Consider the following 16,189-nt stretch of genomic DNA (forward strand, 5'->3'; position numbering starts at 1 on the left):
ATTAACTTTTACTGGTGCGCATGCTACACTGTCCCGTGATATTTCGGTGAAGAGGTTTATCCGTCATGAATGAGATCGCAATCCCTTCCGGATGTTCTATAAGTCATTTAATCCAGAACATCAGACACGATCAGAAGTCCAGCTTCAAATTTGACAAGGACTCTAGCTTCTCCATAGGAGCCGAAGGCTTCTTCATCTCCTGCATCATAGGCCTTGGCCGATCTGGAAACTTAGAAAAAGTAAAAATTCACTTATCCAGAAGCGAGCTTGAAGAGTATGGAATTCGAGAAGACTCTTACCTGGTCTCAGCTTGCTTCATCAACATCTGCATGCAAGATCTAGTAATCCTAGACAGGTATGACAGAGATATAACACAGCTGCTTCTGGAGATGGTCAGCGCTGCTGTAGACATGGACTATGGTGCGTTCCAGGGGAGCCAATCATACTCGCTCTATGCATTGGATCCTTACTATGTACACCCTCCCGTATTAAACTTAAGTTCGGCCGAGCCTTCCGAGGAAGACTTCCGAACGCTCCTAGGCCCCAAAATTGAACAGTGCATGATTGGGACTACAGCTGAAGCTCAAGGAGCACTTGATAAGATTGTCAACTCCATGAGTTTGTATGTTTTCCTGAAAGAGATCTGGGAAAATACAATCCACCATGCTCGCCAACCCACTACGTCGTTACGATACATGAAAGTATCGAGAGTCATTTACAACAGCCTCACTGAAATCAAGAACGCAGGACTGCCAGTAGCCTTAGACGCATACCTAAAAGCAAGATCCCAACAAGATGGCGCAAAAAAATATCTAATCATTGACATCGTCGACTCTGGGCATGGCATTTACGAATCCCTAAAGGATACACTTCCTACGCTCAATAAAGCGGAAGTTATAGAACGAGCATTCTACCAGCACAGCACTTCCAAAATTCAGCGGAAACCTATAAGACGTGGCCTTGGCTTGTTTGCGGCAATGGAGTGCGCTCAAAAGCTGAAGGGCTTGGTTGTTATCACGACTTCCGGGGCTTTGTGCGCCAATTATGACCATACCAGCGATACATTCCTGGACAACATCAGGGTCTTATATTCCGAAACACAAACTGATACACTTTCGACATCAATCTCGCTAATCATGCCGGTTTGACTATGAGCCCAATAATTGTAAACTGCATTGACATAGTCGGCCCCGCGGACATTGAGCCACTACTGGTAATGGCAACCAGTTCATCCGATGAAGCATACGACAAGTGTTATATTCTGGCTAAGAATCTGGACTTGGTTACGGAGATAGACAAAGAAGACAATGCCCCCATTCGAAGCAAGTTAATAAATCGCCTGAACCTTCCCTTTGTGGGGATAGTTAGCTACAGCACTCAATTCAAACGCTATCAAGTTTACCAAGTAACGAATGAAGGTGCGCCACTCGTTGACGATGAGTTTGACACCAAGGAGCTTTCCTCCATCGATCTAGATAGGCTTCTTAACAAATATTCTAATGAAAGCTTCCTACGCGGAGGAGAGCAATACCACTTCACTACTCCTTCTCACAATCATACTGATGCCTTTTTCCGACTTGGAGACTCGATCAAAAACAAAGATGACTTAGACAGGGTCGCATTTTGGCTATTACAAGCTATCGATCATTCTGATTATATTTTTATCGACTCTTGGTCGATTGCAGCGCTTCCACTGCGCGCAATGCAGATTCTTGGTAAAACAACTGTCTTTGATGCCCTTCCAGCCCACCCGGCCAGGAAGCATGGTGATTGCAGGTCTGTCATCTGCGCCACAACGCCGGCCTTAAAATCTTCGAACAATCCACTACTGATCGTGAGTGTAGATAGTAGTGGTAGCCTGATCAGAACATTCCGTGATATTTTCAGCGCTGCCTATCCTCTGAAAAAACTCACCGTAGTGGCCGTGTATTCGTTCAATGGCGGTGACGAGACGATCTGCAAGATCAACGCCGATGTCAGGCGTTTTAATTTTGATGAATGTGAACTCTGCAAAAAAAACAGCAAGCCTATTGAAATCCACGCAAGTGCTTACTACGTAAAGAGCCTTACCGACTCCGGAATTACTCTATGCAAAGATATCGCCAGCGTAGGAAAGCCTTTTTTTGAAAAGTATCACAGCAGCTTGAATGACATGATCCGCTTCCATAAAGGCGATCATTTTAAAGGCAATAAACATTACGCTTATTACATCGACTATAGCATACTCTCCAGCACCGACAACTTCTCTCGTGCCTTAACTGAAAAGCTAACCTCCATCCTGACGCCTACCACGCTTGTTTTGACATTTTGCGACGACGAGAAACTGCGGGATGAAATTGGCTCACTAGGGGCCACATGCATATATTTACCCGAGGTAGAAAGCGTTCTCGATGCCGATACCGTTAGTGCCTTTTCCGCCTCTGATAAGGTTTTGATTTACGATCCAGTCGTTATCAACGGAAAGCCATTCGAGCGGCTAAATAATTTGATAAGAGAGACGCCAGAGCTCGACCAAAACCTTCGTGACATTACTTTCCTATCAGGGCTGTACCGCCCTGCTTCAGCAAACTCTGAGAAAAAACTCAGGAATTGCGTCGCGTACAAAGACCGAGAAGGCGTAAAGCGAAGCCTTCAGCATATTGAAATCCTAGTACTACCTGACTACAATCAATTCGATTGCCCTTGGTGCCTTGAATTCAACTCCATAAACGGCTCCGTGAAAAAAGGGATTAAGAACTCCGGTATCTTTTATCATAGGCTTACCAAACTCTCCAATGTCCAGGAAGGACTTTCGGGCAAAGATGCACTATTCCACATAGATCCACGTACCGAATCAATCACGCTAGGCGGTGGTTCTTATCTCGCCCCAGAGAAGACCGGAATTGCTGGCGTGGTGCTTGCTGTAGCATCTTCCCTCCAGCAAATGAGAAGCCACGAGGATGAGACCAAACGTCTCTCTCCTGGGTTTCCGTACACTCAGGTATTAGGAGCCAGAAACTTCATAAACTACTCTGAAGGGCTTATCAGGTCTGCCATCATTAGGAACGCGTCGGCTATCGAGTATGGAGTTATTCAGAAAGAAGAAACTTTGGAGGTTCTCCTTCCGGCGCTGGATGATCCTCAACAGGGAAGCCTTCTGTCCGAATACCTGATCGCCGTCATCTGTGGAAAGCTACCGCCGTTTACGACTCTAAGCGAAAATGTAAACGCTCAGCTTGCAGAGCTTAGAGCACAGAGCCCAAAACTCATGGCACTGACCTCGGCTAGGAGTATTACGCAAGTCAACAATAGCGTTTAACTCTTAAGGGGCTACACCAAATGGTAGCCCCTTTTATCCAGAAGCCCCCAAGATACACTTTATAATGAAATAACAGCCAGAATCAGACCAATGACTGAGAGACTTAGGGTCTGGCCTTTGTTGTCTTCCAGTTATTAACCTCAAACAGAACCGCAGCATCGCCATCGTCGTTCCAAATCGGGGTCTTGAGCCCGAAATAGAAGTGATGCCACTTGACGCCACCACTTACAGTTGTCTGATATGTGCCCGGCTTGGTATGAAGCGAAATTCGCTCACCTTTTTTTACCGCAACAGACTGGAACCAATGCACATGTCGATGTTTATTAGAAATCCGTCCATCAGCGGTGAAACTGGTATCTGCAACCATGTAGTTTTTCATGTCGCAGTCGTCCACCACACTCAGTAACACTCGCTCTTCAGACGCATCACCATGTCCATGAACGTGATCAATCTTGACCTTCATGCCGCTTTCCTTGCCAGAGTATCAATCGAGCGACAGACTCTAATTGAATCGAGCCTGAAGTGCCACTCCCGGTATCGCTCAGCATATAAACGACAGGTAGCGTCACTAAGACGACTCACTGCTACCGATCAGAGTCCCCTCTCGTTGCGCGATCCACCGCAAACTGTGTTTCCTAAGGCGGAAGCGGGCCCTGACTCTTCAACCCGATCTTGCAAAACAAAGCCCCACTCGGATACAAACACAGCTGGCAGCGAAACTCGGCTAAGGATTCCGCGACCAGATACTGACGGACACGCTCACGCTGCCACAAGGAGCGTTCAAAAGCCACGGGTGCAGCATGCTCCCCAGGGGCTGCTGTGGAATCGCTTCGATAAGTCAAATCCCCCAGTACGCTTGAACTCACAGGCATTCCCTGCTCATTTATTCTCCCAGGTACTCCCTTCGTCTATTCAGCTTGGCCGGGCCAGAAAAATCCGTAAAAATGTCATTTAGCCATTACCTACAGTACGGAACACTCATATGCCACGGAAGCGCAAAGGGAGCGGCGGCGGGCCGATCGCTCTGTACGCCTTGTTGTTCGTCGTTGCCCTCTTGGCACAGATTCCAAAACAGGTGTGGATTACCCTAGGCGTTATCCTAGGCATAGGCGTATTGGTATGGGTCATCAGACGCGCTACCCAGGCAAAGCCTTACGTTCCTGAAGATGATATTGCCACCGAGATCGCTGCGTCCTCTCAACAAGCAGCCTCCCCCACTGTATCCGTCCAGCTCAGCACCAATATCCGCGAGCGAGACTTCCATACCGTCCAGGTCGGTTCGTCCAGCGATGGTCAGGGCTACGCCATCCCAAAGCCCAGTGCTAAGCCCACCGGGGTTCGTTGGCTTGCTGAAGGTGAGTCCTTCAACGTAGCTGGGCTGGCCATCCCAGGCGGAATGCTTTACATCACCGAGCGAGCGACACAATTCGGCCAATCTGAACCGTCCCTAATCGATGCCACGCTTCGAGTCGCGCGCTCACCGATGAACCTCACAGCGCGGCAGATGCCCTACTGGCCAAGCTACCGGAGCATCACACCTGAGGCACGGCGAGCCTATCTGCAATGGCTAGCAGGAGGCCGTCGACAGCCAGCTGATGCGGGTTACGTGTTCCTGTTTTTCTACGGGCTTGAACGCCGCGCGCTGGTCGATGCATCGACTGACCCTCAGGCCAAGGCAGAGATCCCAGCAATCAAGGCTGAGGTCGAGCGCTTGCTTGGTCTCTACGGCGACAACAACTCCTTCCGCAGCTACGCTACCCGCTTCCTCGCCCATATCGACGCCGGCGCTGTTCAGCCTCAGAGCTACCTAAGCGAGCCCGCTGCCAGCGCTGCAGATGGGTATGAGCTGCCCATGTCCCTGCGTGTCGCGCTGGGACAGATGGCCGTGGACAAGTATCCGCTCAACCCGAGCTGGGCATTGGCCTGGGCGCTTGCAGAACCGAACATTTCCAGGCGTACACCTGTTACTCGGTGCCCGGAGCAATTCGCAGCGCTCTTCAAAAACGAGTGCGCGAAACGCTATCCCAACGGCATTGCGCTCCCCCAGAACAAGACCAAGCTCAAGATTGCCTATCGCCCTGCTTCTGCCGGATTGAGCATTCCTGCAGTGGGCGTAGGTGACCTTCCCGATGTCGCGGCGACCTCAGGAACGCGTAACAAGCTCCAGGTCATTGTCGAGGAATGCGCTACTGTGCTTGACCCCTACAGCCGGTATCTGGGGCGCAATCCGGACGCAGGGGACAGCCTGGAAGCCATCCTGCAGTTGCCAACAGAACTCTGGCCTGCTGAAGCAAAAGCAGAACTCGAACAGTTGGAGCAACGCGTCGGGGGCGAAACCATCTGCATGAGCTTCGGTGAGCTGGCAGGCCGATTCAAATCCGCCGGCGCACTCTCCCGCGACAAAGTCGTCGCACTCGCCCGGGCCTTGGAAAGCAAGCGAATTGGATTGGAGCCCGATGTCCTTTCTGGCAGCCGTACGCCCAAGGCAGAAGACACCATCGCGCTGTTCGCCGCGGACTCTGCCGAAGGCACCCTTCGCTCTACCGATGCTTACAGCGCTGCAGCAGTGACCTTAGATCTCGCCAGTGCAGTCGCTGCGGCAGACGGTGACACCTCGCTTGAGGAGGTGAATCTGCTGTCAGGCCACATCGACTCATGGGATCACCTCTGTGTCGCGCATCGCAAACGCTTGAAGGCGCACCTCCAGATTCAATTGAAGCAGCCCCCCACGCTGGCCAGCCTCAAGAAGAAACTCGAGCCCCTTACGATCGATGCCAAGCGAAAAATTGCCAGTTTCCTGGCCCACCTCGCGCAAGCGGATGGTGAGGTGACGCCGCAGGAAGTGAAGCTACTCGAGCGCGTTTATAAATCGCTCACCCTCGATCCGCAGTTCGTCTACAGCGACCTCCATAGTGCAGCTGTTCGCACCTCCCATGCAGTGGAGGCAATGACTACGACCGCTGCACCGAGCACGGCGGTTCAGGCATCAGAAAGCGCTGGCTCAGGATTTGCGCTGGACATGACCAAGGTTGCCCGACTGCAACAAGAAACGGCAGAAGTGTCGGCGCTACTGGCCAGCGTGTTCAGTGAGGAAGCGCCCACTGAAACACCTAGCGTCTCGGAATCAGAAGCGACCCAAGAACAGGAAGGCAGTACCGCCGAACAGCTTGCTACCGTACATGGTTTGGACGTCGAGCATTCCGCGTTCCTCCGTCTGTTGGTTTCTCGGACTGAATGGAGCCGCGCTGAGCTGGAAGACGCAGCCAGTGATATGGAACTGATGTTGGATGGCGCCCTGGAACGGATCAACGACACAGCGTTTGAGCTGTTCGACATGCCCGTGACCGAAGGCGACGATCCCATCGAAATCAACCCCGACATTCTGGATGAATTAGCCCTATGAGTAAGATTCGAGCCAAGGATCGCGACGCCGTCATTCAATCACTGCGTGCGGGCGTCGTGCCCCGTGTAGGGCAGCACCTGATCCAGGTTGGTCGGGCAGGTGAACTCGACTCGCTGCTCAAGGATGTGGATCGTCTTGCAGATGGCGGTTCCGCATTTCGCGTCGTCGTTGGCGAGTATGGCGCGGGTAAAACCTTCTTCCTCAACCTAGTTCGCGGCATCGCAATGGAGCGCAAGCTCGTCACGATGCACGCCGATTTGAATCCTGACCGTCGTCTTCATGCTTCGGGTGGTCAGGCGCGCTCCCTTTACTCCGAACTGGCCAAGAACATGGCCACACGCACCAAGCCCGATGGTGGTGCGCTTCAAGGTATCGTCGAGAAATTCATCTCCCAGGCTAAAACGGAAGCCAAGGCCAGAGGTGTCGAGAGCGAGGTGGTCATCCGTGAGTACCTGGCGGAGCTCACCGAGATGGTCAACGGCTATGACTTTGCCGACGTCATTGCCGCCTACTGTCGCGGTTTCGAGGAAGGCAACGAGCAGCTCAAGGCTGACGCCATCCGTTGGCTGCGTGGTGAATTTTCCACCAAGACCGATGCTCGGGCGGCGCTCGGTGTGCGTACGATCGTCGACGATGCTTCCGTCTACGACCAGTTGAAATTGCTGTCTAGGTTTGTGCGCCTGGCCGGTTTCGGCGGTTTGATGGTCTGCCTGGATGAATTGGTCAACCTGTACAAACTGGCAAACACCCAAGCTCGCAACGCCAACTACGAACAGATTCTGCGGATCCTCAATGATTCGCTGCAGGGTTCGGCTGAAGGCCTGGGCTTTGTCCTGGGCGGCACACCAGAGTTTCTGATGGACACGCGTCGGGGACTCTACAGCTACCCTGCCCTGCAATCGCGTCTCGCGGAAAACAGCTTTGCGAAGTCTGGCCTGGTTGACCTTTCTGGGCCTGTCATCCGGCTCAGCAGCCTGACACCCGAAGATTTCTATGTGCTGCTGCAGAAGCTGCGCAACGTCTACGCCTTCGGCGAACCTGATAAATTCTTGCTGCCGGACGAAGCTATCCCCGCGTTCATGGCGCACTGTAATCAGCGCTTGGGCGAGGCGTACTTCCGCACGCCGCGCACGACCATTACCGCATTCATCAACCTGCTCGCGGTGATCGAGCAAAACCCTACAGCAGATTGGCGAACTTTGCTGGGCGCCGTGGAGCTGTCCAGGGATGAGGGTGGGCAGCAAGATCTTGAAGCCGAGGCCGACGATGAGCTCGCCAGCTTCAAGCTCTGACTCTTCTTCGTTCGAGCGTCTACACCCCGAGGTTCAGCAATGGATCTGGTCACAGGGGTGGACGTCGCTACGTGATGCTCAAGAGTGGGCGGTACCGGCCCTGGTGGGTGCTGATCGCGACGTGATCATTGCAGCGTCCACCGCGGCAGGTAAAACCGAGGCTGCATTCCTCCCCATCCTAACCAACCTGCTCAACGACAGCGAGCCCGCCGGCGCGGTGCTGTATATCAGCCCGCTCAAAGCACTGATCAACGACCAGTGGGACAGACTCAGCCGGCTGTGCGAGCGGCTCGAGCTGCCCGTCGTTGCTTGGCATGGTGATGTGGCAGCAAGCAAGAAACAACGGTTTCTGAAATCGCCTGAGGGCATCTTGCTGATCACTCCGGAGTCGCTCGAGGCACTGTTCGTAAACAGGGGCTCTAGCCTGACGGGAGTCTTTCAAAACCTTCGCTATATCGTCGTGGATGAGCTTCACGCATTCATCGGCAGCGAACGCGGTAAACAGCTGCAGTCACTCATGCAGCGGGTAGAAATCGTGACAGGCAAAGCGCTTCCGCGAGTGGGCCTGTCAGCGACATTGGGTGAAATGTCCCTGGCGCGCATGTTCCTCAGGCCATCTCACCCCAATGACATCACCGTCATTGAATCCAAATCTTCAGGCCAAGAACTCCAGGTACAAGTGCGTGGTTACATTGAACGCCCAATGCAGGAGGTTGTATCGACGTACACCGGTCAGCCGAGTTCGAGTGACGATCACACAGCCTCGGCTAAAGACGAGACGCAAGAAGATCTATCCGGCTCCAAGGCGGCGATTGCAGGCCATCTGTACAAAGTGCTCAGAGGGCACAACAACCTGATTTTTCCCAACAGGCGGCAGGAGGTTGAGTGGTTCGCCGATCGGCTCCGCTCGTTGTGTGAACATGATGGTGTGCCTAACGAATTTTGGCCCCACCATGGCAGCCTATCCAAAGAGCTTCGAGAGGACGCAGAACGCGCCCTGAAAGCAGGCGATCCACCCGCCTCCGCCGTGTGCACGACCACCCTTGAGCTCGGCATAGACATTGGCAATATCAGGACAGTCGCTCAGATAGGCAGTCCGCCTTCAGTGGCAAGTCTAAGGCAGCGTCTCGGTCGTTCAGGCCGGCGCCCTGGTGAACCTGCAACGCTGAGAGCGTATTGCCGCGAGCGCCCTTTAACAGATCAATCTGACCTCTCTGACCAGCTGCGAGAAGGCCTGGTGCAGACGATTGCCATGATTCGTTTGCTGGTGTCCGGTTGGTTTGAGCCTCCCAGGTCGCAAGGCATGCACGCTTCGACGCTGGTACAGCAATGCCTGTCTTCTATTGCTCAACTCGGCGGGGCTTCAGCTGCTCAGCTATGGAACATCCTGATTGCTAGTGGCAGTTTTGCGAGCGTTTCGAAGTCAGATCTGATGTCACTACTCAAAGGCATGGGTGAGAAAGAGCTGATTGTCCAGGACAGCTCGGGCCTTTTGCTTCCAGGGGAGCTTGGCGAGCGCCTGATCAACCATTACGAATTCTACACCGCGTTCACAAGCGATGAGGAATTTCGCTTGCTCAGGGATGGCAAGCCACTGGGGTCGTTGCCCATCAGTCGCCCACTTTCCAAAGGCCAGCGCATCATATTCGGCGGTCGTCGCTGGCAAGTTCAGGACATCGACCTAGAAGCCAAGGTGATTGTGGTGACCCCGGCGCGTGGTGGCGAACCTCCGCAATTCGATGGGTTGAGCGCACAGGTGCACGACCGTGTTCGCCTCGAAATGCGAAATGTACTCATGGAAACGCCGCCCTGCCCCTTCTTGGACAAGCAGGCTCAAGCCCTCCTTCTGGAAGCCCGACAAACCTTCCACGCACTGGGTCTGAGCACCAAGTCGATTACAGGCTCATCCAGTGTTAGCCACCTGCTGACCTGGCAGGGAGACTACACCAATGACGCCTTGGCCCTTTTGCTTCGGCATGTGGGCATTCAGTGCGAAAACTCCGGACTCTCCCTGGAAATTGCCTTCGGAGAGCAAGATTGTTTGAAGGCGCTGCACATTGTCGGACAATTGGATGTGGCAGACCCCGGGCCCATTCTCGAAGATGTCGAGAACATGATCAGGGAAAAATGGGATTGGGCCCTACCCCGCCCTCTGCTGATGAAATCCTATGCTTCCAGCCATCTCAACCTGCAGCGAGCAGTTGAGGTTGCACGTGAGCTGAGTGATCGTCGCTAGAGTTCGCACGATTAGCGATGTGTTCAGGAACTTACGTACAAAAAAGGCCCTATCCATCGCTGGCGGGCCTTGAGGTGATGTGCCACCAAGCTAGTGGAGTCAGGCGTTCAGCTTCTCAACGCGCTTACGCAACGTGGTCAGCTCTCGACTCTTGCCAAACTTCTCCGTGATCGCCAAGAAATCATCATCTGCTAATGAGGCAGGATCGACGGTCTTCAGAACCGCCGAAGTTCCGAGCTGATGTGCCACAGTCGCGAGCTGGCCTTTGGTGGACATGGAGGGGCATCGTGGAAGATGTTTGAGCAGTATCTCGGCGATGTTGTGACGCTCGCTCTGGCTGCTAAAGCGCCCAGGCAGAGCCTTGAGCTCCTCTAGCACGGCGCTTGCTGTTTGCGGCGAATCCGGGATTTCCAGTAGTGGCAATGCGACCTTGAGCAACTCCATGCCGTCGGGCTTAATGCCTGGAGAGATGATTTGCCGCCACAACCGGCGGCGCCCATCATCTGTAGCGGCATCCACGATCGCTCGCTTGAGCGTCGGGTAGGCCTTGGTGCCGAGACACGTCGACCATAGCGTGAGGCACTGATCTGTGGCCTCCGCATCCCCAGCCTGAGCTTTGTTCAATATCGAGGACGTCGCTGCGAGCTGCTCTTCGGCACTCAGCCTGGCCGCAAGATTGCGCCACACCGCTGCCAAGCGAGCCACTTCCTGGTCATTGCCCCACTGAATGGCATTAGGCAGCGCGGCCACCTGGACGCCAGTAAATGTGGCTTTGCTGTTTGCCAGGAACCACTCAGCTTCAACAGGATGGGTTTGCCAAGCAGTGCATGACAGTGCTGTCAAGGCGTTCTGTTGAGCGGGATCGACGAGCCCATCATCGATCAGCGATTGCAGCGATCGCAGCACGCCCGCCTTAGCTTGTGCTGGGTATGAGGTCATCGTAGAGATGGCATCAGTGAAGATTGTCTGAGGCACATATCCAGGCGCATTTTCCGCAGTCGGCCAAGTCAAAGCGAAGAATTGGTGGAGAAGATTGAGCATTGCAGGGTAGCTGTTGCCTGTACGGAAGGTTTCCCGCAGACAGATACCAACGGTACTTGGCTCTGCGTAGTGGTAGACCTGGGTGAGGCCCGGTAAAAGTGCTTTGAGGTCTGCCTCGTCTCTGGAAAGCATAGAAGGCAAGCGGCTCATGACCGCATTCAAATGCGCCTGCAGTTCCGGCTCCTTCCAGCAGCGCCCAGGAATTTTCGATGCAGCTATTGGGTAAACCTGACTGAAGCGCTCGGACAGCGGAGAAGCTGACGAGCCGCTTTCAAGTTGGTTGGCTATCGAAGCTTTAACTGCCGCAGGCAGTCGATCATACGACCTGAACATCGCTGCGCAGCACAGCAAAGGAAGATCCTTGCTCAGCGACTGAGCCCAGGACTCAGCCACACTTGCCAGCAAAATGTTATCCCGCTGAATGATCCCCTCGTACACCGAGACAGCGTCGGCCTCATAGTCGTCAACTGGCAAGTCTTTAGCTAGAGCTACCAAGGACTCCCGGGCTTCGTCGTCCAACTCCTCAAAGCGACTGCTAGCGCTCTGCATTACCCACTTCAAACCACGGTCGAAGTCAGTTTCAGAGTCTGGCTGCTCGATCAGCAGCTTAGCTACCGTTTCAAGGCACGATGACAATGCCTCACTGCTCATCAACTTCTGGTGCTGCTCAATCACAGCGAATGCACGGCTTTTCAGGGTACCGTCCGGAAGCATCAGATAGCTCTCGACCAGCTCCCACAAGTCTTTCCTGCTCTCCTCTCCAGCCTGAGCCAACGTTTCAAACAGCTCGGCTACGCGAGGCCCCACGCGCTCCATGTCGATCTCCTGGCTACGCCCGGACTCGACTTCGTTACCCAAGAGGTTGAGGTATTCCGTACCCAGGGCTTTCATGAGCATGGTTTCGTGATCGCTGATCCAGGACTCCAGCGTACTGAACGGGAACGAATAGGCTTTGCCGCCCACGGTGATGCTGCGCTCTTCAAGCCACTTAACGAACTTGCGATCTTGTCCCGGAGCAAGTCCGTGCTCTTCTCGTACAGCCAAGACAACCTCCGTGGCCTTCTCTGCCATTGACTTGGCATCATCCAGGCTTGGGGTCTGCATATTCGCGAGGGTCAACCCGAACGGTTGACCGGTGGTGCAGAGATCATCGACCAGAGCCCCTGCGACCTGACGCTGATCCTCCCGACTGGCGCTCACCAGCACTGCGGCAACCTTCGAGATGCCTACCATGGATCTAAGGGTGCTCGAACCAGCCAACTCGGTGCACAGCGGGCCAAGAACCAGGCGCTTGGTTCGTTCAGGCAGATCATTGATCAAGCTCGCAATGACCCGCAAAGCATTGTGACGACGACCCACAGTTTCCAGGTGAAGATCGCTGATCATCTGGTGCAGAAGGTGCGCCTGGTCATCGTTGAGTACGACCTTGTCGGCACGCGGCGAAAGGTGTTCGATTACCCCTCTCACATCACCCGACATCAACAGACCATAAATAACGTTGGTACCGGCGCCGAACTTGCGACTGATAGGGTCTTCCGACAGCAGCAGCAGGCTCTGTAAAGAATCCGGCCACCGGATGCCGACCAGGCTCGACAGAAACTGTCGAAGCTCCCTGCAGTTTTCGCGAATTTTGGTGGTACCGCCCCCTTGGCCGTCATCGTCAAAGATCACGTATCGTTTGACCAGCAGTGGTCGCAGGTCTGCCGGGAACTCGAGGACGGACATCTCATGTACCAGTATCGACGTCAGTCGCCCTAGCAACTGCGGATCATCCTGAAGATCCCGATAGAAGTCAGGGAAGCTGACCTTCGCGGCGCTCAGGGCTGCTAGGGAAACGGGATGGCCTGTAACTGCTTCATGGTGTAGCCCACCAGGACGCTCGCTGATATCGCCCTCACGCTCGCGTCGTCTTGCCAACCACCAGGACTGAGCGAATGCGTTGACGATCTGCAGTGCATTACGTGGGTCAACCACGTTCACGTGGATCATGCGATCAATCAGTTGCTCCGGGCTCGTACCGCGGCCCTTCAAGTCAGTGACGATCTCTTCAAAACTCGAGAGGTGACTCAATGCGAATTGACGCATATCGCTGCGCGGTGGTGGGGGGATCTCCAATCGGAACTGGAAGATGCGATCTAGGTATCGCCGTGCGTCTTTGTGAGTGAAAACCGTACCTGGCTGCTCAGGGTTGTTACTTCGCCCCCTGGCGAGTGCATCCGCGACCTTGGCTTCATCACAGGAAATCACGAACACCAGACCGAGCCCTTCTGGCAGCTTTTCAGCCGGTATTTCCATGAAGGCCCTGACGGCATCGAGCCCCAGTACCATTTCCTCAGCAGATAGCCGATCAAGATCATCCACGAAGATTACAAGCCGTTCGCAAGTGTTTGGCTTGCTCAGGATGCCTTTGGTTGTGCCTTTGAAGACCTTGAGCTGAGCCAGAAGCATTTCTTCGTACTGCTCTGCGCTGGCACTTGGCAACGAGACCTTGGTGATGGATCTGAAACTGTCGATTTTTGAAGGTTTGAGTTGCTTGAGTAGGTAGCTGTATGCCCCGCCGATGACAAACGATAAGGCGCTCTGCGCGAAAGTACCGTCCGCGGGTAAAATTCTCAGACCCGCCCAGATGAAAAATAGAAGCCCTGCCATAGCGACGAAGAATGCAGGAAGCGGCATAGACCACGCACGCCACAGCTGGATAGTGTATTCACGCCAGCCTTTCCACTGCTGCTCGACCTGGGTCACATTGCGAAAGAGCCTGTCGTGCAGCGCATTCTCGTCTCCGTCAAGCTCCAAAAATACGTGGCGCAGCAGTGCCCGCTTGATGTCCTGGTCTTTGCCACCAAAACGCCAAGCATTGAACGTGATACTTTTGTAGCGATCTTTGCGGCTGACACGCCGCTCATTGAGGGTGGCATCGTCCTCCAACCCCCTCGTGTACAGCTCCTTGATCGAGCTCTTACCGGTACCCCATCCGCCGAGCAAGCCAATGCTGAATGGAGGTTTGTGATGCTCCGACTCAACCAAACTCCGCAAAGCCTGGGCGAAATGTCGATGCCCGAAAGCATCCTTCTCTTCACTGCCTATCTGCCGGTCTAGCACTGCCGGCATCGAACCAAGGGGGTCATGCATACGTCGTGTTCCTTCATCAACGGGCGCGGCCTATGGCCAGCATCAGGCGAGGTTACTGGAACGGGAATGCGAACTCTAGCCGTCGCAGCAGACACCAGCGTGGTGGACTGAGTGGCGTAACTGAGGGTTCCCCGTGGGTCTTGCCCGGGATGTGGCGAATGCACTGCAGCCGTATTAGCGTCCAGACATCATTCCGTGAGGCAAAAAAAGAGGGCGTTCTAGAAGAAGGCCCTCAAAAACAGCGCCTAACGCTGTCTGGTGAGATCAGCAGGGTTAAACCCAATTAGCACCAGTCACTTTCTGGATGGAGAAAGTGAGAATTTCGATCAGAGTGTCGACGTCAGCTTTGGTGTAGTTCAGCGACGGTGCGAACCCAAGGATGTCGTCAGCAAACGCGCGGAACACCAGCCCCTCCGAAAACGCATGAGCCAGGATTTTTGGCCCAACTTCAGGTTGGCGTCCGGTTTGGCCCTGGTCTGCTTGTCCGCAACGAGTTCCAAGCCCGCCAGCATGCCCTGCCCCCGAACCTGACCAACAATATCCAGGTTTTCCAGGGTGCGCAGTCTGGACTGGAAATATTCCCCGACGTCCGTGCCGTTCTTTAGAAGACCGTTTTCGTACAGATCCAGCGTTGCGTTGGCGATCGCGGCGCTGACAGGGTGACCTGCGTAGGTTTGCCCATGACCGAATGGCGTACCGTCGGAGCCAGCCTCTGCGATCGCCGCATACATCTGCTCGGAGATGAGAGTCGCCCCCATCGGTGCATAACCTGAAGTTAGCCCTTTAGCCAGCGTCATCAAGTCAGGGCTTACACCTTCGTGCTCGCACGCAAACATCGGCCCGGTGCGACCGAAGCCCGTGATGACTTCATCTACGATAAGCAGGATGCCCAGCCTGTCACATGCCGCACGCATCGCCTTTAAATATCCGGCGGGTGGAACAATCACCCCACCAGATCCAATGATCGGCTCGCAAATGAATGCAGCGACTTTTTCAGGCCCGATTTCCAGCACCTTGCTCTCAAGCGCCGCAACCGTCGCCTGCAAGATGGCGGCCTCAGCCGGGCCCGCGCTATGACGGTAAGGATAAGGAGCCTCGATGTGATGCTGAGTCGGCGCCGGCACATCGAAATAACGGTGGAAGACCGGAAGTGCAGTCAAACCGCTACCGATGGCTGACGAACCATGGTAGCCGCGCTGCACAGCGATGAAGTGCTTCTTCTCTGGTCGACCAATGGCGTTGAAGTAATAGCGGACTGTCCGGATGGCCGTGTCGACCGCGTCAGATCCACCTTGGCCGAAAATGACATGATTCAATCCTGGCGGGGCCAGCCTTGCCAGACGATCAGCAAGCTCAATCGCAGGCTCACTACCAAATCCGAAGTAACCAGTCGCATAGGGCAGATCTTCAAGCTGCTTTCTTGCCGCTTCGACGATGCTCTGCTGTCCGTACCCAGCGTTTACACACCACAGACCTGAAAACGCATCTTGGACGCGATGTCCGTTGACATCGATCAGGTGAATAGCTCCTGATTTTCAGAGCCGACATGATGCCCACTGCACCAGGCTCACCCCTCCATACGTCCACGCGCCAAAACGCAGCGTGCTTACTCATTCGTCCATTCGGACTGCGATGTGCGCCGGTGGCACCCCCCCGCCGCGGTATTTTCCTTGGCCATGCGTGTGAGGCTGGCCTTACCAATTGAGATGTCAGAATGATATCTCACAATCAGCACTATATTGCATAGAGCGGGAGCCATCAACGTGGCTTCATCCTCGTTTTTAGCG

The 16,189-nt window shown here is 54.3% G+C and carries 8 protein-coding genes; 5 read left to right on the forward strand and 3 right to left on the reverse strand.

Features of this window, described 5'->3' with window-relative positions; all coding sequences use genetic code 11:
• The first annotated feature begins 65 nt into the window (after positions 1 to 65).
• On the forward strand, positions 66 to 1,148 hold the full coding sequence (locus ACIQUF_RS05010) for a hypothetical protein (RefSeq protein WP_403129089.1): 1,083 nt from the start codon (positions 66 to 68) through the stop codon (positions 1,146 to 1,148).
• Positions 1,149 to 1,216: 68 nt separating this feature from the next.
• Positions 1,217 to 3,298, forward strand: coding sequence for a hypothetical protein (locus ACIQUF_RS05015; RefSeq protein ID WP_403129091.1), 2,082 nt, complete (start codon positions 1,217 to 1,219; stop codon positions 3,296 to 3,298).
• Between the two features lie 103 nt (positions 3,299 to 3,401).
• Here ACIQUF_RS05015 and ACIQUF_RS05020 read toward each other — a convergent pair whose 3' ends face one another.
• A complete protein-coding gene (locus ACIQUF_RS05020; protein WP_403129094.1) occupies positions 3,402 to 3,761 on the reverse strand; it encodes a hypothetical protein in 360 nt (119 codons plus the stop codon).
• 519 nt (positions 3,762 to 4,280) lie between these two features.
• Between ACIQUF_RS05020 and ACIQUF_RS05025 the strand changes: the two genes are divergently transcribed.
• From ACIQUF_RS05025 to ACIQUF_RS05035, 3 genes are read left to right on the forward strand one after another with little or no spacing between them, the layout of a single operon-like run.
• A complete protein-coding gene (locus ACIQUF_RS05025; RefSeq protein WP_403129096.1) occupies positions 4,281 to 6,701 on the forward strand; it encodes a TerB N-terminal domain-containing protein in 2,421 nt (806 codons plus the stop codon).
• The gene (locus tag ACIQUF_RS05030) at positions 6,698 to 7,993 is read left to right on the forward strand and encodes an ATP-binding protein (protein WP_403129098.1); all 1,296 of its coding nucleotides are present in this window, start codon (positions 6,698 to 6,700) and stop codon (positions 7,991 to 7,993) included. Before ACIQUF_RS05025 ends, ACIQUF_RS05030 begins: the two co-directional genes overlap by 4 nt.
• Positions 7,994 to 8,036: 43 nt before the next feature.
• The gene (locus ACIQUF_RS05035) at positions 8,037 to 10,229 is read left to right on the forward strand and encodes a DEAD/DEAH box helicase (RefSeq protein ID WP_403130284.1); all 2,193 of its coding nucleotides are present in this window, start codon (positions 8,037 to 8,039) and stop codon (positions 10,227 to 10,229) included.
• Positions 10,230 to 10,328: 99 nt separating this feature from the next.
• Here ACIQUF_RS05035 and ACIQUF_RS05040 read toward each other — a convergent pair whose 3' ends face one another.
• Positions 10,329 to 14,402: a P-loop NTPase fold protein gene (locus ACIQUF_RS05040; protein WP_403129099.1), complete on the reverse strand. Its 4,074-nt coding sequence runs from the start codon at positions 14,400 to 14,402 to the stop codon at positions 10,329 to 10,331.
• A 356-nt stretch (positions 14,403 to 14,758) separates the two neighbouring features.
• On the reverse strand, positions 14,759 to 15,925 hold the full coding sequence (locus ACIQUF_RS05045; RefSeq protein ID WP_403130287.1) for an aminotransferase class III-fold pyridoxal phosphate-dependent enzyme: 1,167 nt from the start codon (positions 15,923 to 15,925) through the stop codon (positions 14,759 to 14,761).
• Positions 15,926 to 16,189: the final 264 nt, after the last annotated feature.

The sequence above is a fragment of the Pseudomonas sp. NPDC090233 genome (assembly GCF_044772285.1).
In the GTDB taxonomy this organism is placed as follows: Bacteria; Pseudomonadota; Gammaproteobacteria; order Pseudomonadales; family Pseudomonadaceae; genus Aquipseudomonas.